The sequence below is a fragment of the Trinickia sp. genome (assembly GCF_051953955.1).
Taxonomy (GTDB): domain Bacteria; phylum Pseudomonadota; class Gammaproteobacteria; order Burkholderiales; family Burkholderiaceae; genus Trinickia.
The window spans coordinates 17,870-39,448 of the sequence record NZ_JBQCIF010000102.1 but is presented as its reverse complement, the minus strand read 5'-3'; the positions used below and the strand labels follow the sequence as shown (position 1 = coordinate 39,448).

Annotated in this window: 20 protein-coding genes; 6 read left to right on the top strand and 14 right to left on the bottom strand. The window is 65.8% G+C overall.

Annotated elements, in window-relative coordinates:
* Window positions 1–9 precede the first annotated feature (9 nt).
* Both ACTHNZ_RS19570 and ACTHNZ_RS19565 read right to left on the bottom strand, forming a co-directional pair.
* Entirely contained in the window at window positions 10–1,257 is a 1,248-nt protein-coding gene (locus ACTHNZ_RS19570; RefSeq protein ID WP_440544226.1) for a DNA topoisomerase IB, read from the bottom strand.
* Between the two features lie 131 nt (window positions 1,258–1,388).
* Window positions 1,389–2,786, bottom strand: coding sequence for an MFS transporter (locus ACTHNZ_RS19565; protein WP_440544225.1), 1,398 nt, complete (start codon window positions 2,784–2,786; stop codon window positions 1,389–1,391).
* 202 nt (window positions 2,787–2,988) lie between these two features.
* Between ACTHNZ_RS19565 and ACTHNZ_RS19560 the strand changes: the two genes are divergently transcribed.
* Window positions 2,989–3,753 carry an ArsR/SmtB family transcription factor gene (locus ACTHNZ_RS19560; protein ID WP_440544224.1) on the top strand — a complete coding sequence of 255 codons (765 nt, stop codon included), beginning with the start codon at window positions 2,989–2,991 and terminating at the stop codon, window positions 3,751–3,753.
* Window positions 3,754–3,857: 104 nt separating this feature from the next.
* On the opposite strand, the gene ACTHNZ_RS19555 is transcribed toward ACTHNZ_RS19560, so the two are convergent.
* Together ACTHNZ_RS19555 and ACTHNZ_RS19550 are read right to left on the bottom strand one after the other, a co-directional pair.
* Window positions 3,858–4,547, bottom strand: a complete 690-nt coding sequence (locus tag ACTHNZ_RS19555) for a Vgb family protein (protein WP_440544223.1) — start codon at window positions 4,545–4,547, stop codon at window positions 3,858–3,860.
* A 10-nt stretch (window positions 4,548–4,557) separates the two neighbouring features.
* Entirely contained in the window at window positions 4,558–5,778 is a 1,221-nt protein-coding gene (locus tag ACTHNZ_RS19550) for a helix-turn-helix domain-containing protein (protein ID WP_440544222.1), read from the bottom strand.
* A gap of 164 nt (window positions 5,779–5,942) precedes the next feature.
* Between ACTHNZ_RS19550 and ACTHNZ_RS19545 the strand changes: the two genes are divergently transcribed.
* Both ACTHNZ_RS19545 and ACTHNZ_RS19540 read left to right on the top strand, forming a co-directional pair.
* Window positions 5,943–6,707, top strand: coding sequence for a DUF899 domain-containing protein (locus ACTHNZ_RS19545; RefSeq protein ID WP_440544221.1), 765 nt, complete (start codon window positions 5,943–5,945; stop codon window positions 6,705–6,707).
* A gap of 158 nt (window positions 6,708–6,865) precedes the next feature.
* Entirely contained in the window at window positions 6,866–7,582 is a 717-nt protein-coding gene (locus tag ACTHNZ_RS19540) for a DUF2182 domain-containing protein (RefSeq protein WP_440544220.1), read from the top strand.
* 78 nt (window positions 7,583–7,660) lie between these two features.
* Here ACTHNZ_RS19540 and ACTHNZ_RS19535 read toward each other — a convergent pair whose 3' ends face one another.
* The 7 genes from ACTHNZ_RS19535 to ACTHNZ_RS19505 all read right to left on the bottom strand — a co-directional run bounded on the left by ACTHNZ_RS19535 (window position 7,661) and on the right by ACTHNZ_RS19505 (window position 14,277).
* Window positions 7,661–8,227 carry a carboxymuconolactone decarboxylase family protein gene (locus tag ACTHNZ_RS19535; RefSeq protein WP_440544219.1) on the bottom strand — a complete coding sequence of 189 codons (567 nt, stop codon included), beginning with the start codon at window positions 8,225–8,227 and terminating at the stop codon, window positions 7,661–7,663.
* 66 nt (window positions 8,228–8,293) lie between these two features.
* Window positions 8,294–9,646 (bottom strand): aspartate aminotransferase family protein, encoded by a 1,353-nt coding sequence (locus tag ACTHNZ_RS19530; RefSeq protein ID WP_440544218.1) that lies wholly within the window; start codon window positions 9,644–9,646, stop codon window positions 8,294–8,296.
* Window positions 9,647–9,710: 64 nt separating this feature from the next.
* On the bottom strand, window positions 9,711–10,772 hold the full coding sequence (locus tag ACTHNZ_RS19525) for a C45 family autoproteolytic acyltransferase/hydolase (RefSeq protein ID WP_440544217.1): 1,062 nt from the start codon (window positions 10,770–10,772) through the stop codon (window positions 9,711–9,713).
* Window positions 10,773–10,812: 40 nt separating this feature from the next.
* Window positions 10,813–11,541, bottom strand: coding sequence for a glutamine ABC transporter ATP-binding protein GlnQ (glnQ, locus tag ACTHNZ_RS19520; RefSeq protein WP_440544216.1), 729 nt, complete (start codon window positions 11,539–11,541; stop codon window positions 10,813–10,815).
* Window positions 11,538–12,194 carry a glutamine ABC transporter permease GlnP gene (gene glnP, locus ACTHNZ_RS19515; RefSeq protein ID WP_440544215.1) on the bottom strand — a complete coding sequence of 219 codons (657 nt, stop codon included), beginning with the start codon at window positions 12,192–12,194 and terminating at the stop codon, window positions 11,538–11,540. Before glnP ends, glnQ begins: the two co-directional genes overlap by 4 nt.
* Before the next feature lie 59 nt (window positions 12,195–12,253).
* On the bottom strand, window positions 12,254–13,012 hold the full coding sequence (glnH, locus tag ACTHNZ_RS19510; RefSeq protein WP_440544214.1) for a glutamine ABC transporter substrate-binding protein GlnH: 759 nt from the start codon (window positions 13,010–13,012) through the stop codon (window positions 12,254–12,256).
* A gap of 404 nt (window positions 13,013–13,416) precedes the next feature.
* Window positions 13,417–14,277, bottom strand: a complete 861-nt coding sequence (locus ACTHNZ_RS19505; RefSeq protein WP_440544213.1) for a MurR/RpiR family transcriptional regulator — start codon at window positions 14,275–14,277, stop codon at window positions 13,417–13,419.
* Window positions 14,278–14,423: 146 nt separating this feature from the next.
* Here ACTHNZ_RS19505 and ACTHNZ_RS19500 point away from each other — a divergent pair, with 146 nt between their 5' ends.
* Together ACTHNZ_RS19500 and ACTHNZ_RS19495 are read left to right on the top strand one after the other, a co-directional pair.
* Window positions 14,424–16,505 carry an ATP-binding protein gene (locus ACTHNZ_RS19500; RefSeq protein ID WP_440544212.1) on the top strand — a complete coding sequence of 694 codons (2,082 nt, stop codon included), beginning with the start codon at window positions 14,424–14,426 and terminating at the stop codon, window positions 16,503–16,505.
* Window positions 16,502–17,866, top strand: coding sequence for a sigma-54-dependent transcriptional regulator (locus ACTHNZ_RS19495; protein WP_440544211.1), 1,365 nt, complete (start codon window positions 16,502–16,504; stop codon window positions 17,864–17,866). Before ACTHNZ_RS19500 ends, ACTHNZ_RS19495 begins: the two co-directional genes overlap by 4 nt.
* Window positions 17,867–17,893: 27 nt before the next feature.
* Here the strand turns inward: ACTHNZ_RS19495 and argC are convergent, their stop codons facing one another.
* Window positions 17,894–18,820, bottom strand: a complete 927-nt coding sequence (gene argC, locus ACTHNZ_RS19490) for an N-acetyl-gamma-glutamyl-phosphate reductase (RefSeq protein WP_440544210.1) — start codon at window positions 18,818–18,820, stop codon at window positions 17,894–17,896.
* Window positions 18,821–18,947: 127 nt separating this feature from the next.
* Here argC and ACTHNZ_RS19485 point away from each other — a divergent pair, with 127 nt between their 5' ends.
* On the top strand, window positions 18,948–19,832 hold the full coding sequence (locus tag ACTHNZ_RS19485) for a LysR substrate-binding domain-containing protein (RefSeq protein ID WP_440544209.1): 885 nt from the start codon (window positions 18,948–18,950) through the stop codon (window positions 19,830–19,832).
* Window positions 19,833–19,906: 74 nt separating this feature from the next.
* Here ACTHNZ_RS19485 and ACTHNZ_RS19480 read toward each other — a convergent pair whose 3' ends face one another.
* Window positions 19,907–21,100 (bottom strand): WD40/YVTN/BNR-like repeat-containing protein, encoded by a 1,194-nt coding sequence (locus tag ACTHNZ_RS19480; RefSeq protein ID WP_440544208.1) that lies wholly within the window; start codon window positions 21,098–21,100, stop codon window positions 19,907–19,909.
* Window positions 21,101–21,246: 146 nt separating this feature from the next.
* Window positions 21,247–21,516, bottom strand: a complete 270-nt coding sequence (locus tag ACTHNZ_RS19475) for a MoaD/ThiS family protein (RefSeq protein ID WP_440544207.1) — start codon at window positions 21,514–21,516, stop codon at window positions 21,247–21,249.
* Between the last annotated feature and the right edge of the window lie 63 nt (window positions 21,517–21,579).

Here is a 21,579-nt window from a genome sequence, read left to right as displayed (position 1 = left end):
AGTTGAGCGTCAGTCGGACGTCGAGACCGAACGCGCTTTATGGCCTCGCTGTTTTTGCGCGTGCCTCGATTTGGCGAGCAAGCGCACGAGACGCATGTCGTCGCGCGGAATGTCGGCCGGCCTCGCCGCCGTTTCGCGCCGCCTCGCTTCTCGCTTGACCCGTCGCGATTCGCGGGCCAGCAGTGCCGCGAAGGCCGCCTCGTCGGCCTTCAATCCGCGCCGCGTCCTGACCTTCGGCAAGTTGTTCAATTCGCCGGCTTCGAACGCCTCGACGACGGCCGGGTGGATATAGCAGCGGCGGCAGACGGCCGGCGTATTGCGCAGCGTAGCCGCCACGGTCTTCACCGTTTCGACGAGATGCTTGCGCGCGGCGGCCCCGCTTTGCGGCTCGATGCGCCGCAGCGCCGCCAACGCAAACACGCTGCCGGCCCAGGTCCGATAGTCTTTCGCCGTGAAATCGGCACCGCTCGCCTCGCGCAAATATTCGTTGATGTCCGATGAGCCGACGGGCCGATGCGCGCCGTCTTCATCGACGTACTGGAACAACTCGCGCCCCGGCAGATCCATGCACCGACGGACGATGCGGGCGATGCGCGGGTCGTCGACGTCGACGTCGGGCTCGATCCCGCTCTTGCCGCGGAACCTGAAACGCAAATGCCCGGCGCGCACGGCTGCATGGCGCTTGCGCAACGTGGTGAGGCCGAACGAGCGGTTTTCCCGCGCATATTCGGCGCTGCCCACGCGCACGAGCGTGACGTCGAGCAAGCGTACGACCGTTGCGGCCACTTTCTCCCACGGCATACCCGGCAGGCGCAGATCACGGGCGACGCGCGCGCGGATTTTAGGCAGCGCATCGCCGAACGCTGCCATCCGCTCGTACTTGGTCGCGTCGCGCGTTTCGCGCCAGCGGATGTGATAGCGATATTGCTTGCGGCGGCGCGCGTCGCGGCCCGTCGCCTGCAGGTGGCCCAGCGGATCAGGACAGATCCAGACATCGGTGTAAGCGGGTGGCACGGCGAGGGCGCGAATGCGCTTCAGCTCGGCCTCATCGCTGATCCGCTGCCCGTCCGGATCAAAGTAAACGAAGTGCCCGCGCACGAGTTTGCGCGTGATCCCGGGGCCGCGATCGTCGACATAGCGCAGGTCTCGCGGGAGGTCGGGCGGCGCCTGATGCAGCCCGCACTCGCCATTGCTCACTTCGACGCCGAGAGGCGCCGTGGCGCGACGCGTGCGATTCGTGGGGCGAGGAGTGGACATGGACGAAGGCAACGGGAGTGCGGTTGGCTCCACGACCGCAAGGCGCGTGCCACGGATTCCGACGTTGAGCGTCGCGCGGTTCGGCGCAGGCGAGCGAGCTGCGTGAACGCCTTCGCACCGGGCTCGCCGTATCAGCCACGAGCGGAATCAGCGCACGGCCGCGCCGCCCGCAGCCTTCCCGGTGACGTCGCTTTCCACCAGACGAGCGCGGCAACGATCGCCATCGCCGCCGCGCCGCCGAGCACGAGCCGCATCGCGGCGGCGAACGGCATGCCCGCCCCAATGACGGAACCGAACACGGCGACGCCGAGCGCCGAGCCCGATTGGCGCGCGGCGTTGAGTACGCCCGCCGCAATCCCCGATTGCCGATGCTCGACCGTCGCAAGCGCGGGCGCCGTCGCGGCCGGCGTCACATAGCCGGCCGCGAGCCCAATCGCGAAAAGCGGTGCAATGGCCACCCAGTTCGGCGCCCCCGCGACGAGCGCCATCAGCGCCAGCGCACCGGCCGCATAAAGACCGAACGCCAAGCACATCGATACGCGCGCCCCACCGACCCTCGCCAGCCGATTCGACAGCAATCCGCCGCCCGCCACCATCGTCGTCATCGGCAGCAGGGCCAGACCGGTCTCGAGCGGCGAATAAGCGCGCACACGTTGATAGTAGAGGCTCGCGACGAACAGCAATCCGTAGAAAACGAACGCCGACGCCATCGAGACGAACGCTGATCCAGAAAACACCCCGCTGCGAAACAGCGACAACGGCAGCATCGCATCTCGGTTGCGCGCTTCGATCGTCAGGAATGCGGCCCAGGCCAATACGGTCGCCGCCGCACCGGCAAGCAGAATCGGCGAGTGCCAACGCAGCGGTCCACCCTCGATCAGCACGCCGATGAGGGTGGCAAGCGCAACGATTGCCGCCAGTTGCCCCATGGGATCGAAGCGGCGCGCCTGCCCGATCGGAACGTCGCGCGCGACGCGGCACGTCATGACGATGCCGCTCAAGCCGACGGGCACGTTGACGAAAAAAATGCTGCGCCAATTCAACAGGTGGATCAATGCACCGCCGAAGATCGGGCCCGCCGCCATCGCCACGCCGCCGCAGCCGACCCAAAGGCCGATCGCACGGGCGCGCGCGTCAGGCGTCGGGCACGCCTGATTGATGAGCTTGAGCGAGCAAGGCACGAGCATCGCCGCGCCGACGCCTTGCAACGCGCGGGCCGCAACCAGGATCGGCAGATTCGCCGCAAGGCCACAGAGCATCGAAGCCAGCGTGAACAACGCTACGCCCGCCAAGTACACATTGCGGGCGCCCAATCGATCGCCGAGCGTGCCGCCCGTCAGCAGCAGCGCGGCGAATACGAGCGTATAGGCGTTCGTCACCCACTGCAGCCCCGCGATCGGAATCGCGAGCGCGGTGGAGATGCGCTCGAGCGCGACGTTTACGATCGACGTATCGAGGATGACGATGAAGTAGCTCACGCTCGTCGCCGCGAGGATGCGCCGGTTCTGCAACGAAAGATTCGTCGTCATTCGCCGCACTCCACCGTTCGTCCGCTGCTGTCATGATCACTCACCGCTTGCCCCCATCGATCGACGTAATGGCGGCAGTCTATGCGGCTCACACCGCGTCATGCTTCGATGCGCGTCGAATCATGCGCGAGCCATTGCTGCTATCGTCTATCGTGATAGCCGTACTCGTTCACCTTCGCCCGCACTCGATGGAGAGCTCCATATGTCCTTGCAGCCGGCAATCGCCTCCGCCGCGTTCCTGATCGCCGACCCGGCGCGGGCCGCCATGCTGACGAGCCTCGTCGACGGGCGCGCCCGTCCCGCGAGCGAGCTCGCGTTCGCCGCCGGCATCACGGCGCAAACGGCCAGCTCCCACCTCGCGAAGCTGCTCGCCGGCGGCCTGCTGACGGTCGAAACCGAAGGCAGGCACCGCTACTATCGATTGGCCGGCTCGCACGTGGCCGTCGCGCTGGAGACGCTCGCTTCGATCGGCCCGGAGATCCACCCGCGAAGCCGGCCGCTGAGCGCCGACGCGCAGCGGCTGCGGTTCGCACGCTGCTGCTATGACCATCTTGCGGGCAGGCTCGGCGTGGCCGTGACGCAAGCGCTCGTGCGGCGCGGCTATCTGATCGGAGCGGACGACAAGCGATTCGACGTCATGCCGGCCGGCGCCGCGTGGCTGGCACGGATGGGGTTGGATCTCGCGTCGATCAAGCCGGGCCGCCGCGGCATCGCACGGCAATGCCTCGATTGGACGGAGCGCGAGCATCATCTCGCCGGCCCGCTCGGCGCACGGTTGCTCGATCTGCTCTGCGAGAGCGGTTGGCTCATGCGCTCGAAATCATCGCGTGCCGTACAGGTGACACCGAAAGGCGCGGCCTCGCTTCGGGAAGAACTGGGCATCGACGCCGTATCGGTCATGCGTGCGACCGGCGACGAGCCTCGAAACGATGCCGGCATCGCAGCGGACGAGGCACGCGCGTCGTGAGCCGCTGAGCGCAGCGGGATACCGCGCGCGCTCAGCGTCCACGCCCGACGTCCATCAATGCGTGCCTGCCGCTCATCTCGCACGCATGCCGCACCGATGCTCACTCACTTGCCCGGGACATTGGCCTCGGCGGCTTGGCCGGCGTCCGTTCCGACCTTGCGTCGCGCGGGGCGCCGGACCACTCTCACCTTGCCGCTGTTCCCGCCGCCGCAGAAGAAGCGATCGCCGCCATCGGACTCGAGCCCGGACACGAGCACGTTCTCGGGCATCTCGAGCGCTTCGATGACTTCTCCCGTGTCGGCGTCGACGTGCCGAATCTCGCTGCGCTCGTCTTCCCACGTGCCATGCCACAACTCGCCGTCCACCCACGTCACGCCGGTGACGAAGCGCGTCGATTCGATCGTGCGCAGCACCGCGCCCGTGCCGGGATCGAGTTGAAGAATCTTGCGCTCGTGGTAACAGCCGACCCACAGCGAGCCCTCGGCCCACGCGAGCCCCGAGCAACCGCTGCCGTGCGGTGTAGCGAGGGTGGCGATCACCTGCCCCGTTGCGGCGTCGACCTTGCGAATGACGTCGCCGGCGATCTGAAAGAAGTGCTTGCCGTCGAAAGCGGTGCCCGCGGACGCGGGCACCTCGATGCGCTCTTGCACTTGGCCGCTTTCGGGGTCGAGCGCACAGAGCGCGTCACCGGCGGCCACCCACACGCGGCAGCCGTCATAACTGACTCCGGCGACGGACGCGATCCCCGGCAGGGGGCCAAACTCGCGGACAACTTCGGCGTTGGATCGTTTCATGGCGCTCATCCTATTCGTTCGACCAAGCGGTAGGGAGTAACAATGTCGTCGCGAATCCGATGACGGGCGGCGTCATCCAGCGGCGCGCGCGGCCATCGCCGAGAGCTTGCACCTTGTCCTCGGTGGCAAGCGCGTCGAGTGCGCGCTGCACCGATCGTTGGCCCACGCCCAAGGCCACCGCGAGCGCGGAGCTCGACCACGCCTGGCCGTCGGCGAGCAGCGCGAGCACAGCCCCGTGTCGCTCCTCGAGCGGGCGAGCCAAGACGACCACCTCGTGCGCACGCGCCAGCATCAGCGCAAAACCACGCTTCGTGGCCGTCACGTCGGCAATCGGCCTCGTCAACGCTCGTAGCCGGCCGATTTCGACGCGCAACCGCACACGATGCGATTCGTCGATGTGCCGGGCGCGAAAGGCCCCGGCGATCAGCGTCTCCCTCGGCACTTCCTCGGGCCACGCCTCGCCGAGCATGCGTGCGAGTGCGAACAGCACGGGGCGCGTGGCGAGCGCTATCGACGTATTCGCCTCGCGAACCGCATACCGGCACGCATCGACGATGAGCCGCCCGGGCGATGACAGCGCCTGCACTTGCTCGAGCGTCACGGGCGTCGATCGGTCTCGCTCGATCAAACGCGCGACGGGTGCCGCGAGCGCAAGCGCGGCACGCTCCACCTCGACCACCAGCGAGACGATGCCCGACTTCCGTGCGGCTTGCGCGGCGTCGTCCAGCGCATCGCGCGCCGCCGCCGCATCGAGCCGGCGCACGGCGATACCGGCAGTAAGCAGCGCACGGGACGCACGCAGCGCCATCGGCAGCGGGGCTGGCGGCGCGTGGCCCAACGCACGCTCGGCATCATCGGGGCGCCCCATCAGAAGCAGGCGCCGAGCGTCGAGGCATCGTGCGTGAACGGCATTGAGCCGATCGCCGCAGGCGTCCAGCGTCGCCGATGCCGCTTCGAAAGACGGATCCGCCGGACGCAGATCGCGGGCCGCCAATGCGACTTCCGCCTCGGCCACGATGCATCGGGCGCGAGCAAGCGGCTGCGCAGGTCCGAACGCGCGTGCAGCGCTGCGCAATAGCGCTCTCGCTCTGGCGAGGTCGCCGAGCTGAGCCATGGCGATGCCGCGCAGCGCAAGCGCGTGCGCGTCGTCGCGCAACGCGACGTAGTTCAGCGCGCCGAGCGCGTCCCCGGACGAAAGCGAGCGTGCAGCGATGGCGATCAGCGGGTCCATGCGGCCCCCAGCGCGATGCTCGACAGAAATCCCGACACAGTTGTCACTCCCTCCCGATGGCTGCCGGTCACTAATCTAGCACTGACATGTCCCGACATGGGGATGCGCCGCCGGCACCCGCCGATGGTGCGACGTAGGACCCACTTCATTCGACGGAGGATAAGATGACCCCCCACGCAACCGGAACGCGCGAACAATGGTTGGCCGCGCGCATCGCGCTGCTCGAAGCGGAAAAAGCACTGACGCGGCGCAGCGACGAGCTCGCGCGGCAGCGGCAAGCCTTGCCTTGGGTGCGCGTCGACAAGGACTATCGCTTCGACACCGAAAAAGGCAGTGCGACGCTGCCCGATCTGTTCGAAGGGCGCTCGCAGCTTCTCGTCTATCACTTCATGTTCGGGCCCGACTACAAGGCCGGGTGCCCGTCATGCTCGTCGATCGCCGATGCGTTCAACGGGTTCGCCGTTCACCTGGCTCAGCACGACGTCATGCTGACCGCCGTGTCACGCGCGTCGATCGACAAGCTTGCCGCCTACAAGCGGCGCATGGGATGGTCGTTTCCGTGGGCCAGTTCCCAAGACAACGATTTCAACTTCGATTTCAACGTTTCATTCACCGAGATGCAGCAACGCGACGGCGCGATCGAGTACAACTATCGGCGCGGCAGCCATGCAATGGACATCGAGAATGCGCCGGAGCCCGTCAAGCAATTCGCCGCAACGTGCGGGACCGATGCGAAGACCTACACGCGGGACCGGCCAGGGATGAGCGCGTTCGTGCTCGAAGACGGTGTCGTCTATCACACGTACTCGACTTACGCGCGCGGCCTCGACGGGTTGTGGGGCATGTATCAGTGGCTCGATCGTGCACCGCTCGGCCGCAACGAAGCAGGCCCGTGGTGGAAGCGGCACGACGAGTATCCCGAGCGGTGAGGCTCGCCGTGAACTGCGTCGAGGCCGTCGTCGAGCCGCAGCGTAAGCAGGCAGCGCATGCCTCACGGACTGCCCGCGTCGCGTTCCCGTGCATCTTGGGGCTCGCCTTCGTGGTGTGTGCCGCGGCAACCGTCTGGTCTTGCAGATCGATGTCCGCGATGGGCGAGATCCCGATGCCGGGCGGCTGGTCGATGTCGACGATCTGGCTGCCCACCTGCGGGCAAACTTGGATCGGCGCCGCAGTGGCGTTCGTGCGGATGTGGACGTTGATGATGGTGGCGATGATGCTGCCGTCGTCGACGCCCGAGTGGCGGCGGTGGTGGCAATGGATGCAGCGGTTGCAAGGGATGCCTGCTGCGCGATCGAGCACCGCGGCGTGGTCCACGCTTCTGATGGCCGTCTGCTATTGGCTTGCGTGGGCCATCGCCGGCGCGATCGTATTCGCCATCGGCAACGGCGTCGCCGCGAACTTGCCGCGAGCCGCCGCACTCGCGCATCTGGTCCCGCTTGGCTCGGCAATGCTGGTCGTCGCCGCCGGTGCCGTTCAATTCACGTCGTGGAAGGCGCGCCGCGTTGCGTGCTGCGAGGTATTTTCCCGAGGAACGATGCACGCGATGAAACCCACCGCTGCGTGCAAGGTCGGCATCGAGCTGGCGTTCGAGGGCGGCTGTTGCTGCGCCAATCTGATGGCGGCGCTGCTCGTCGTCGGCATGATGGATCTGCGCGCGATGGCAGCCGCCACGGCGGCGATGACGCTAGAGCGCGTCGCACCGGCGGGCGGCCGCACCGCGCGCGGCATCGGCATCGCCGTCGTCGCAGTGGGACTTTACATCGTCGCGCAGGCGATGGGCTTGGGGCCGCCAGCGATCAGGTAGGGGCACCGAGCCCAATCGCTGGGTCCCCACCCATGCAAGCAAGATGCCTTGGGGGGACACACGCGGCCACTCGCACAGTCACTCGATGAACGGGAGCGCTGCATCGTTGTCCGCACGCATCTGAAACACATTCAATGTCATGGCGACCAACGCGTAATAACCGAGCAGGCCTACGAGGTTGACGGTCGTTTCATGGCCGAAGCGATGCACGGTTTTTTCGAACGTCGAATCGGAGACCCGCTTCGCCTCATAGAGCTCGAGCGCGAAGTCGTAGATCAGCGCCTCGTCGGCATCGGCGAAATCGGGGCGCCGTTCCTCGAGCAGCGCCTGAGCCACGGAACCGGACAGCCCCGACTCGATCGCGATCGGATAGTGAATCTGCCACTCCGCTTGCGCACGCCATTGCGCCGCCGTCACGAGAATCGCAAGCTCGGAAAGCCGCAACGGCAAGCCCGTTCGATACCGGCAGAACGCGCCGAGCCGCTGGGCATGCTGCGCAAGCTCGGGGCTCGCGATCCACGCAAGAAAAGGACCGGCCAGATTGCCGCGCGGCCCCGTCAGGATTTCATCGAGCACGGCGAGCTGCTCGGGAGTGGCGGCTGCCCGATCGAAGGCGGGCAGCCGTGCGGCATGGGGTCCGTTCATCGTCATTTCATGTCCTCTCACGTCTTCGTCCGCGCGATATCGCGGCGGTGGCTAGGGCAGTATCGCTCAGCCGCGCACCGTCGTCGACGCACCGGCAGCAACGAGGGCGGCATCCACCGCATCGGCGAGACGATCGGCGATGCGATCGATGTCATCGGCCGTGCAGATGAACGGCGGCGCAAGTAGAACGTGGTCGCCGCGCTTGCCGTCGATCGTGCCGCCCATCGGGTACACCATGAGCCCGCGCGCCATGGCTTCCTGCTTGATGAAGGCGTTCAGCTTGCACTGCGGATCGAACGGCGCCTTGCTGTCGCGGTCGAGCACGAATTCGACGCCGACGAAGAGCCCACGCCCGCGGACGTCGCCAACATGCGGATGCGAGCCGAATCGTTCGCGCAGCATTGCACGGAGTTGCTCGCCGCGCGTTTTGACGTTGGCTAAAAGATTCTCCTCGTCGATCGCGCGCTGCACCGCGAGCGCGGCGGCGCAGGCGGTAGCGTGGCCGATGTACGTATGCCCATGCTGGAAGAAGCCCGAACCGGCGACGATCGCATCGTAAATGCGGTCGCTCACGAGCGTGGCGCCGATCGGTTGGTAGCCGGCGCCAAGGCCCTTGGCGATCGTCATCAGGTCCGGCGCCACGTCGTCAGCCTCGCAGGCGTAGAGGTGGCCCGTGCGCCCCATCCCACACATGACTTCATCTAGGATCAATAGCACGCCGTACTTGTCGCAGACTTCGCGCACCTTGCGGAAATAGCCGCGCACGGGCGGCACGGCACCCACCGTCGCGCCCCCCACCGTCTCGGCAACGAAGGCCGCGACCGTATCGGGGCCGAGCTCGAGAATCGTCTTTTCGAGCTCGTCGGCGAGCCGCTGCGCGTAGGCTTCCTCGGATTCCCCCGGCAGTTGGTCGCGGTACGCATAGCAAGGGCTGACGTGATGGGCCTCGATCAGCAGCGGCAAGAACGGCTCGCGGCGCCACGCATTGCCGCCGATGGCCAGTGCGCCGAGCGTGTTGCCGTGATAGCTCTGGCGACGGGCGATGAAATGCTTGCGCCGCGGCTGCCCGATTTCGACGAAATACTGACGCGCGAGTTTGAGCGCGGCCTCGATCGCTTCCGAGCCGCCCGAGACGAAATACGCGTGGCCGATGCCGGCGGGCGCCGTCGTGACGAGACGCTCGGCCAGCGCCTCGGCGGCCTCGGTCGTGAAGAACGACGTATGGGCATAGGCGAGTTGGCGCGCCTGCGCCTCGATCGCCTCGACGACACGCCGATCGCTATGGCCGAGACACGACACGGCCGCGCCGCCGCTCGCGTCGATATAGCGCTTGCCGTTGGAATCGATGATCTCGATGCCGTCTCCCGACACCGCGACGGGCAGCGTCTTCTTCGGCATTCGATGAAATACGTAGGACATGCTTCACCTCGAACTCTAAATACGAACCTAAAGTGAGACGGTGGCCGTGCGCAACGCCCTGGCACTAGGCCTCGGCCGCCGTACGAAAGACGAATTTCTCGACCGCACATTCGCCGTGCTGGTACACCCGCATCGCCACGCCGCCGCGCTCGATGCGCATCAGAGCCGTCGCGAGTGTGTTTTCGTCGTCGGGATCGTGTGGGTCGTCGCGATAGATCGGCAAGTCCGATCCGGCCTTGTCGCCCAACACGCGCAGCAATGCTTCGTCATCGGAGGCACTCCCGAGCGACGGCAACAACGCCGCGAGCCGCCGTTGTCGGTCGCGCGACGAGTCGGTCACGACCTGCCGTTCGACCTCGTATCCGCCATGAATCAGGTGATTTGCATGTCCGGACACGCACGTCGAGCTTTCCGGGGCCCCGCCCACGCGTTCGACCGAGCACCGGCGCGGCGTCGCCTCGATGCTGAGCACGCGCGCGTCGCCGGCATCGCCGATCGTGTGATGGAAGCCGCCGGCGCGCGGCGTGCCGCGCAGCAAAGCTAAAGCTTCGTCGAGCGAGCAGGTATCGAGAATCGCACGCGCAAGAATCATACGCGGCACGCCCGGCGCGGTTTCGACGATGCGCACGTTGTTGATCGCTTGTGCCAGGCCGGCGCGATTCGCGGCAAACGTGTGTCCCGGCAGCGAACCGGGGTAGTAAAAACTCACGAAGCCCGGCTTGCCCTTCGGGCGCACGTCGACGAGCATGCATTTCCCTTTCAGATACGGATCGCCGTCCTCGTTGTGCGCGATGACACCGCCGCCGGGGAATTCGGCCGCCAACGTCGTGCAGCCGTCGGGCACGCGATGCGCGAGCTCGCCGCGGCAGTTCCACAAAAACAGATCCTGCGCCGGCCAGCCGAGCGCATCGGCCATGCCCTGCAATTCGGCCATGTAATCGGGAAAGCGCTCCGCCGCGGTATGACGCAATGCCGCAACGAACGGATCGGAGCCCCACTCGCGTACGCGCGCCCATGCGGCGCTCTGCGCCATATAGGCGCCGAAGACCGGCTTCGCGAGTCTGCCCAAAGACCGCCCGATTTGGACCGGGTCGCCTTCGACGGTAAAACATTCAAGTTCCGACATCACGGGTTTCAAGCGTTCGTTCCGCCCTGTGCTTCACGGTTCAGGCGACATGTTTCAGGAAGTTTTGCAGCCGCTGCGTCGGCGGACGATCGAGCAACTCGCCCGGCACACCGTCCTCGACGATCACCCCCTCGTCCATGAACAACAGGCGCGTGCCGACTTGCCGCGCAAAGCCGATCTCATGCGTCACGACGATCATCGTCATCCCTTCGGCGGCTAAATCGCGCATGACTTTCAGCACTTCGTGGCGCAGCTCGGGATCGAGGGCCGACGTAGGCTCGTCGAACAACATCAGCTTCGGCCGAATCGCCAACGCACGAGCGATCGCGACACGCTGCTGCTGCCCGCCCGAGAGCTCCGACGGATAGTGCCCGGCCCGCTCGGCCAAGCCTACTTTGCGCAGCAAGGCCAGCGCTTGCTCGAGCGCCTCGGAGCGCGTCGCGCCGCGCACCTGGATCGGCCCGAACATGACGTTTTCGAGCGCCGTCATCTGCGGGAATAGATTGAACTGCTGAAACACCATGCCCGCTTCGAGGCGAATGCGATGAATATCGCTTGCGCGGCCCTTCACGCTGAGGCCGTCGACGAGCAAATCGCCGCCGGAAATGTTCTCGAGCGCATTGATGCAGCGGAGCATCGTCGACTTGCCCGAACCCGACGGGCCGAGCACGACTACGACCTCGCCTGCGTCGATGCGAAGATTGATGTCCTTCAACACCGTGAGGTGTCCGAAGCTTTTCGACATCGATTGGAACTCGATCATGCTCATAGAATCCTCATCCGCCTTTCGACCATGCGAAGCGCCAGCGTCATCGCGCCCGTCAGAACGAGGTAGAGACAAGCCACCGCCGTCCAGATCTCCACCGCGCGGAAATTGCCGGCGATGATTTCCTGCCCCTTGCGCGTCAATTCCCCGACGCCGATCACGATGAACAGCGACGTATCTTTCAAGCTGACGATGCACTGATTGCCGAACGGCGGAATCAGGCGCCGAAATGCGAGCGGCCCGACGATCTTGAGCAGCACGCGCGGCATCGACAGCCCCATCGCGAGGCCCGCTTCTGCGAGGCCGCGCGGTATCGACAAAAACGCGCCGCGCACGACTTCGCCGAGATAAGCGCCCGAGTTCACGGCGATGGCAATGATTGCGGCCGCCAAGGCATCGATGCGCACGTGAGCGAGCAACGGCAGCGCGAAATATAGAAACATCACCTGCACGACGATGGGCGTACCGCGAATGAGTTCGATATACGCCTGCGCCACGACGTTCAACACGAGCGGCCCGTACGCGCGAGCGAGCCCCGCGGCAAGGCCGATCAGCGATCCGCCGACGAGCCCGAGCACCGCGATCCATAGGGTGAGCTTCACGCCGGCGAATAGATCCGGCAGTGCGCTCCAAATGACCGACCAATCAAATTCCACAGCTTGGCTCCCGCAATCCAGAAGAACGCGGCGCGACCGACGCGCCGCATGAAGTCACATCAAGACTTCGGAGGCTCGGAGCCGAACCATTTGCGATAAAGCGTCGCGTAGCGGCCGTCGGCCCTCATTCGCTTGATTTCCGCGTTTACCTTCGGAACGAGATCGCTCCCCTTCGGAAAGCCGATACCGTACTTGTCGCCGCTCACTGGCGTACCGACCACCTTCACCTTGCCCTTGCCGGCGGTATTGACGAAGAAACGAACATTCGGCGTGTCGTGCATCGCCGCGTCGACACGGCCCGCTTCGAGTGCCATGTAGGCTTCGTCGGTGTTCGGGAATTGGCGGATCTCGGCCGGCTTCAGATGCGCCTTGATCCAGTCGATCGTCGCAGTGCCCGTCTTCGCTGCAATGACCTTGCCGTTCAGATCGTCCATCGAATGGATCGTCGTATTGTCGACGCGTACCATCGCAGCCAAGCCGCTGTCGTAATACGGATCGGAGAAGTCGATCACCTTTCTGCGCTCTTCCTTGATCGTCATGCCCGAGAGCGCAACATCGATGTTGTGCGTTTGCAGCGCTGGAATCAGGCCCGCGAAATCCATGGGCTGAAGCGTGTACTTCAGGTTCAAGTCTTTCGCGATCTCCGACCAAAGATCGATATCGAAGCCGACGTATTTATCGCCCTGCTTGAATTCGAACGGCATGAACGACGTATCGACGCCGACCGTCAACGTGCTATCCGCTTGCGCGGGCGCGACCGCCACCGACCCGAACAGCGTCGCGGCGAACAACGACAACAAAAAGGAACGACGTCCCATAGTGGCCTCCACTGCCAGTTGAACAGTTGCGCGCCCGGCAGAGAACACGGCCGACGCGAAACGGGAAACGACAAACGCGTGTGCAGCGAAGCGAGGACTCGTCCGACAAGCGGGCCGCATCGTCACCAATACAACGATTGATTCATATTTATACTTCGTTGCAACATATGTTGTCAACGCGGATGCTGATGGCGCCATTAAAGTTCGTCAAGAGGGGCAATTCATGACGCGCAGTCTTGGAATGGGACGCAAATGTCCGGCCCCTAAGGGTTCGGGGCGCAGTGAGGCAAATTTCGATGAAGGGGAAAACCCTAACGCCGCGCGGCGAACGACGTCGCGCGAGATCGGAATGGAACGGTATTAATCAGACGAGTTGCCGCAAACGGAGCTTGCCGTCGAGCACGTCAAGGCACGTACGCGCCCTTCGCATGCAGCGAGCGTTCGGCCATTTCGAGCTGCTCGACGGCTTCGCCGCCTTCGAGCGCCAGCAATTGCGCGACGAGCGATTCGGCGAGCGCGGTGGCGGCGACGAGCGATGGAAAGAACGATGGGCTTTCGTGAGAGAAGATCAACGCGCTGTCGGCGTTCAGTGCGATCGGCGACACGGCGCTATCGGTGATCGCAATCAGCCGGCTGCCTTTCTCCAACGCGGCTTCAGCGACGCGAGCCGCCTCCACGGAATACGGCGCGAAACTGATCACGATGGTCGCGCTATCGCGCGTGATGGCGCGCAACTGCATTTCGAGCGTGCCCGCTTCGCCCGTGAGCAGCGACACCGACGGGCGAAAAAGTCCATAGCCGTAAACCAACCCGAACGCGACCGCGTAGCACGAGCGAAAACCGGCAACATGAACATGCCGCGCTTTGCGCAGGACACGCGCAGCTTGCAACACACCGCGTTCGTTGTGGGTCGCCGTCGCTTCGAGGTTTTGCTGTTGAGCAATGAGCAGATCGTGCGTGAGCGTGTCCTTCTTTCCTCCGGCTACCAGCGAGCGCGCCCGCGCCGTCAACGGCTCCGGGCGCATCCGCACGCGCGCGACGCACAGATCGCGCAACTCGTTCCATCCGGGAAAGCCGAGCACCTGCGACAGACGCACGAGCGAAGCCGGCTGGATTTGCGCGCGCTCCGCGACCTTGCGCATCGACAGCACGGCCACTTCGTCGGGACGGTCGAGCAAAAACGCCGCCCCGGCCTGAAATTGCGGGCTCAGTTCCGCGAACCGTGCGCGGATCGACGCGGCCAACTGATCGAAGGTCTCGGGCATGGGCAGGGCATGGAACGAATGACGGCGACAACAAATGTTACCATCGCCGCAACAACGTGCCCCTTATTTACCCCGATCCCCGAGCGGGGCCATTTTCGTTAAACTGCGCGCTTGCCGCAGCCACCCGTCCGCTCGAAGCGCCTCCCATGAATCCACTCGAGCAGCGCGCGCCAACGCCGCGCCTGCTGCGTTGGCCCGCACGCCTCGCCTCGCACCTCCCCCACGCCTCGCAGGCCGCGAAGGCGCTCGCGTTCGCCGCGCTGGTCGCGGCCGGCGCATGGGCAGCTTATCGCTACGCGGAACGCGCCGAGACGAACGCGATCATCGAGCGCGCCGCACACCGGCTCGACGTCGACGAAAGCACGCTCAAGGGCGAGCTTACCCGCTACGATTACCTGCCGGCCCTGCTCAGCTTGAACCCCGACATCGCCGATCTGCTGCGGCATCCGACCGATCGAGCGCTGATCTCGCGCGTCAACGAATACCTCGCGGAAGTCACGACCGACTCGCAAGCGGCGGCGATCTATGTGCTCGATCTGCACGGGACCACGCTCGCCGCCAGCAATTGGAATCAGCCGATCAGCTTCGTCGGCCAGAATTTCTCGTACCGCCCCTACTTCATCGACGCGCTGCACAGCGGCACCGGGCGCTTTTACGGGCTGGGCTCGACGAGCCGCCTGCCCGGCTACTTCTACGCGGCGCGCATCGGCGCGGGCGGACGCGAACTCGGTGTGGTCGCCACCAAGATCAGTCTCGATCCGATCGAAGCGCTGTGGAAGCGCGGCGATGAAACCGTGCTCGTCGCCGACACGAACGGCGTCGTGTTCCTCACGTCGTTCCCCGGCTGGAAGTACCACACGCTGCACCCGCTCTCGGCTGCGGCCCGCGCCCGCATCGACACGAAGCGGCAATACGAAGGCCCCGACGCGCTCGAAGAAATCGGGCTCGTCGTGCGCCGCCGGCTTGCACCGAACGCCGAGATCGATACCGTATCGACGCCGAACCCGTTCGAGTCCGGCGCGAGCGGCAAGCGTCGGACCGATTTCGTCGTCGTCAGCCGCACCGTGTCGGGCACCGGTTGGCGCATCATGTCGCTGACCGATATCGCGCCGGCCCGCAAGAGCGCGCGCTACGCCGCGCTCGTCGCCGCCTTGGGCCTTGCGCTCGCGACGATCGGAACGCTCTACGTCATTCAACGCCGAAAGGTCATTGCGCAACGGCTCGCCATGCGCGAAACGCTCGAGCGCATGAACGACGAGCTCGAACGCAAAGTCGCCCGGCGCACGGGCGCGCTCGCGCGAGCGAACAAGAGCCTGCGCAGCGAGATCGCCGAGCACAAGCGCACCGAGGCGACGCTCAAATCCACGCTGGAGGAGCTCGTGCAAGCCGGCAAGATGGCGCTCATCGGGCAAATGTCGGCGGGCATCACGCACGAGCTCAACCAGCCGCTCGCCGCCTTGCGCACGCTCTCCGACAACGCCATGCTGTTCCTCCAACGCGGGCGTCCCGACGAGACCGAGAACAATCTGCGCGTGATCGGCGGGCTGATCGACCGGATGGGCAAGATCACGGCCGAGCTGCGCCGCTTCTCGCGCAAGGGGCCGGCCGAGCTTACGCCCGTGCCCGTCGAGCGCGCGCTGGCGAACGCGCTGTTTCTGGTCGGACTGCGCTTGCGCAAGGAAGAGGTGGAGGTCATCCGCCCTGCGCTCGAGGCGCAGGCCTCGGCCTGCGGCGACCGAGGCGAACAGGGCGAACAGGGCGAGCAGCGCGAGCTCCTCGTATTGGCCGACGCCAATCGGCTCGAGCAAGTGCTCGTCAACCTCTTCGCCAACGCACTCGATGCGATGCTCGGGCGCACGGTGAGACGGCTTTCCATCAGCGTGCGGGCCGATGAGGCCGACGACGCATTCGTCGAGATCGTCGTGGCCGATACGGGCCCCGGCATTGCCGAGACGGTCCGTGCGCGGCTGTTCGAGCCGTTTTTCACGACGAAGCCGCCCGGTGCCGGGCTCGGGCTCGGACTCGCCATTTCCGCGGCCATCGTGCGTGAACTCGGCGGCACGCTGAAGGCCGACGACGTCCCCGCGGACGGCGGCGCATCGTTCAGGTTGCGCTTGCGCCGCGTGCGCACGCAAGAGCAGGGGGACGATGACGGGGACGAGACCGCTGCGCCCACGCAAACCGAAACGAACCGCCCCGGCAACGAAGGCAAGGACAAGGAACGATGATGGACGAACGCGACGCACAGGAACCGCTCAAGGTACTGTTGATCGAGGACGAACCGGCCGTGCGGCTCGGCGGCGTCCAAGCCTTGCAGTTGCGCGGCATCGAAGTGCAGGCGTTCGAACGTGCGGAGCCGGCTTTGCGTCAGATTCGCCTCGGCTTTCCGGGTGTCGTCGTGACCGACGTGCGGCTCCCCGGCATCGACGGCTTCGCGGTGCTCGAACAGGTGCGAGCGCTCGATGCGGCGTTGCCCGTCATCCTCGTTACGGGCCACGGCGACATCGCGATGGCCGTCGAGGCCATGAAGCGCGGCGCCTACGATTTCATCGAAAAGCCGTTCTCGTCGGAGCATCTGGCCGACGTCGCGCAACGCGCCCTCGACAAGCGCCACCTGACGCTGGAGCTCGACACGCTGCGGCGCCAGGTGAGCGGCCGGGACCGGATCGAAGCGAAGCTGCTCGGCCAGTCGCCGGCGATCGACCGGCTGCGCCGCGTGATTCTCGATCTCGCGGATACGGATACGAACGTGCTCGTGCTCGGCGAAACGGGCGCGGGCAAGGAAGTCGTCGCGCGCTGTCTGCACGAGGCCGGCCGCCGCCGCAATGCGAACTTCGCGGCCATCAATTGCGCCGGCATTCCCGAGATGCTGTTCGAGAGCGAGGTATTCGGCCACGAAGCCGGTTCGTTCACGGGGGCGCTCAAGCGCCGCGTCGGCAAGGTCGAGCATGCCGACGGCGGCACGCTCTTTCTCGACGAGATCGAGACGATGCAGATGTCGCTGCAAGCGAAATTCCTGCGCGTATTGCAGGAGCGCGCATTCGAGCGCGTCGGGTCGAACGAATTGCTGCCGATGAATTGCCGGATCGTCGCGGGCACGAAGGCCGATTTGCTCGCCCTGTCGCGCGAGCAGCGGTTTCGCGACGACCTCTATTACCGCCTCGGCGTCGTCGTGCTCGAGGTGCCGCCGCTGCGCGAGCGGCGCGAGGACATCCCGCTGCTGTTCGAGCATTTCGTGCTGCAAGCGTCGGCACGGTACGGCCGCCCGGTGCCCGACGCACCGAGTACGGAGCAGATGCATGCCCTGATGTCGCGCAGTTGGCCCGGCAACGTGCGCGAGCTTCGCAATGTCGCCGAGCGGTTCACGCTGGGCTTGCTTGCCGATGTCGGCGACGAGGCCGAGTCGATCGGCGCGACACCGCGCACGCTCGAAGAACAGGTGAATCGGTTCGAGCGGCATCTGATCGAAGAAGCGCTGCGCGCGTGCCAGGGCCGGGCGTCGCTCGCGTGCGAACGCTTAGGGCTGCCGAAGAAGACGCTCTATGACAAGATGCGGCGGCTTGCGATCGCGTCCGACGATTTTCGCTGAGGCACGAGCGGGCATCGGGCGACTGCGTCAATGCGCGAGCATCAAGTCCAAGTTCTGCACCGCCGCGCCGGACGCGCCTTTTCCTAGGTTGTCGAACACGGCGGACAGCAGGACCTGCCCCCGCTCCGCGTTCGCGAACACGCTCAGCCGCAAGTCATTCGTTCCATTCAACGCTTGCGGATCGAGATGCGCCATCGCGCGAGCGTCCGCAAGCGGCATGACCTCGACGTAACGCGCCCCGGCATAATGCGCGGCAAGACACGCATGCAGCCGTTCGCCATCGACGCCCGGCGCGAGCAGCCTCAGCTCGATCGGCACCGTCAGCACGATGCCCTGCCGGTAGGCGCCATACGCGGGCACGAAGAACGGCCGGTGCGCGAGGCCCGCATGCAGTTGAATCTCCGGCGTGTGCTTGTGCTCGAGCGCAAGGCCGTAGACCTTGAACGGCGCGGCGACCGCCGCCTCGTTCGATTCGAATTCGTCTATGGCCGACCGCCCGCCGCCCGAGTAGCCCGAGATCGCATGAATGGTCACGGGATAGTCGCGCGGCAGCAAACGCGCTTCGACGAGCGGCCGCAGCAGCGCAATGGCGCCCGTCGGATAGCAACCGGGATTCGTCACGCGCCGCGCACGCGCGATGTCACGCGCCTGCCCTTCGGCCAGCTCCGGCAATCCATATACCCATCCCGGCTGCGTGCGATGCGCGGAACTCGCATCGATCACGCGCACGTCGGAATTGCGGATGAAGCCGACCGCCTCGCGCGCGGCCGCATCGGGCAAACAGAGAATCGCGACGTCGCATTCGTTGATCGCCTGCGCTCGCCGCGCGGCGTCCTTGCGCTCGTCGGGCGGCAGCGTGACGAGCCGCAGATCCGTCCGGCCGCGCAGACGGTCATGAATCTGCAGCCCGGTGGTGCCTTGATCGCCGTCGATGAAAACCGTCGGGAAACGCATGAGGATCGTCCTCCTTTTCGATCGTCAGATAGGAAGACGTATCGTGCGCTCGCTCGTAGAATCGTAAAAGTTGAATTTCATGAAGGTTGGATTCATCTTTTCTGAATGTCGTTGAAGGGAGCCTCCGATGCGAGAGATCAGCCTCGACCGCCTGCGCACGCTCGTTGCCATCGCAGACTACGGATCGTTCGCGGCCGCGGCGCAGCTGTTGCATCTGGCACCGCCCACCGTGAGCCTGCATATCGCCGAGCTGGAGAGCCGGATCGGCGCGCCGCTGCTGTCGCGCCAGCGCGGCAACGTGCGGCCGTCGCCGATCGGGGAAGCGTTGGTGGCGCGTGCGCGGCGGCTGCTCGGAGAAGTCGAGTCGGCACTCGAGGACGTCAGCCGGCAAGTGCAAGGGTTGGCGAGCCGCGTGCGCCTAGGTGCCTCGACGGGTGCGATCGCGCATCTGTTGCCGCAGGCGATTGCTCAATTGCGCGACCATCACCCCGAGATCGACGTGCAGATCGCCGTGCTCACATCGCAAGAAACGCTCGCGCGCATCGCGCAAGGCACGCTCGACGTCGGGCTCGTGGCGCTGCCGCAATCGGCCACGCCAGGGCTGTCGATCCGGCCATGGCGCCGAGACCCGGTCATGGCCTTTCTGCCCGCCGATTGGACGCCGCCCGCCCGCGTCACGCCCGCGTGGCTCGCCGCCCAGCCGCTGATCCTGAACGACGCCAAAACGCGGCTGTCGCGGCTCACGTCGGAGTGGTTCGCGCAAGCAGGCTATCGGCCCACGGCGCGGATCGAGCTGAATTTCAACGATGCGATCAAGAGCCTGGTCGCCGCCGGCTATGGCGCGACGCTGTTGCCGCACGAAGCGGGCGCCGCGCAATCGGATTCGCGCATCGCCATGCGCTCCCTGCGGCCGGCGCTATGGCGCGAGCTCGGCATTGCCCATCGGGCCGGGGAGATCGAGCGCGCCACGCAGCATGTACTCGACGCCTTGTGGAAACTCAAGGCGCGCTGAGCGCTCGCATCGCATCGCATCGCCGCTGAACCGGCAATGCGCGCGGACGATGGGTAGCGCAGCTGCGTCCGATGTCAGGCGCCGGCAAAGCCTACGTGATAGATAGGCGGGAGATGTGCCGAAATCGCTTGCCAGTGCTCGCCCGCGTCGTCGGAAGCCCATAGCCCGCCCGTCGTCGATCCCATGGCGAGCCGGGTGCCCGTCGCATCGATCGTCAGGCCGTGCCGATAGACCAAATCGTAGGCGGGCGGCTGCGGCAAGCCTTCGGACAGTTGCTCGAACGTGCGCCCACCGTCGCGCGTGCGCGTGACGACGAACTTCCCATCGACAGGCATTCGGCAAGCATCCTTCACCGCAGGCACGAACCACGCCGTGTCGGGGTCTTGCGGATGAACCACTACGGCGAAGCCGAAATTCGACGGCTGCGCTTCGATGCGCGTCCATTGCGCGCCGCCGTCGGTCGAGCGAAAGATCGCGCAATGATGCTGCGTCCACAGTTTTTCCGGGGCGGCTAGGCATTGAACGACGCGGTGCGGGTCCTGCACGTTCGCGTCGAATCGGCGCTCGGGCGGCATGTAGTCGGCTTCCATGCCCTTCGACGTGGGGCGCCAGCTATCGCCGCCGTCGAACGTTTGCCAGACCCCGCCCGAGGAAACGGCGATCGTCACATGACGGCTATCGCGCGGGTCGACGAGCACCGAGTGAATGCCCGCGTGATCGTAACCGCCACCGCCCCATTCGCGCCGCTCGGGCCGGTCCCAGAGCGCGCGCATCAGGGTCCAGGTGTCCCCGCGATCGTCGGAGCGAAACAGCCCTCCCGGAATCGTGCCGGCCCAAAGCGTGCCCGGTTCGTCGGCACCGCCCGGCTCGAGCGTCCAAATCTGCTCGAGGGACCATAGCGGCTCGCCATCGTCCGAGCGGCTCGCATCGCGCGCAGCCTGCGCGGCCGCGGCTGCCGATCCGTCGGCCGGATCAGCCGAGCCGGAAGCGCCCGCCGCCGCCTGGGCGACGCGCTGCTGCGGATAGACCGGCACCGCGCAGGGCTCCCACTCGCTCGCACCGGCAGGCAGGCGATGCAATTTCACGCCGAAGTGACCGAGATTGAGCGCCGCGTAAAGCGTGCCGTCGCGCGGATCGGCGAGTGCCGATGTCACGGGTTCGCCCATGAAGTGGATAGCAACCTGCCGCCAACGGCGCGCATTCGCGTCGTCCCGTTCGAAAACGAACAACCCTTTGCGGGTGCCGACGATCAAGCGCTTGTCGTTCACGGTCGTGTCTCCGTTGTATTCGATCTGACTGCGATATGGGCTTGCGGTGTTGGCTACGGTATTGGCTACGGCATTGGCTTAGGACGGGGTCTTGCGATAAGGCGCCTGCGATGCGTTGCGGAGTATCAGCCGGTATCAGCCTGGTCTCAGCCGCCCGAAAGCGCTTGCACGACGTAAATGCGACTATCGGTTTCGACGGCATCCGACAATCGACGGCGATCGCGTAGCGGCCGGCCATCGATGAAGACGGACAAATGCCGGCGCAAGCCGCCCTGATCGTCGAGGATATAGCCGCGCAGGCGGGGCTCCTCGGCAAAGGCGATGGACAGCGCCTCGTCGACCGAGCGCGCCGGCACGTCGCGCTCAGGCATCGGGATGTGCCGTTGGATCGCGGCAGCGAAGAAAAGGTGCGCCATGGCGAGCAGGCGTTTCGGCTGGGGTGAACAAGTGTAGCCGAACAAACGGCGAGATAAAACGGC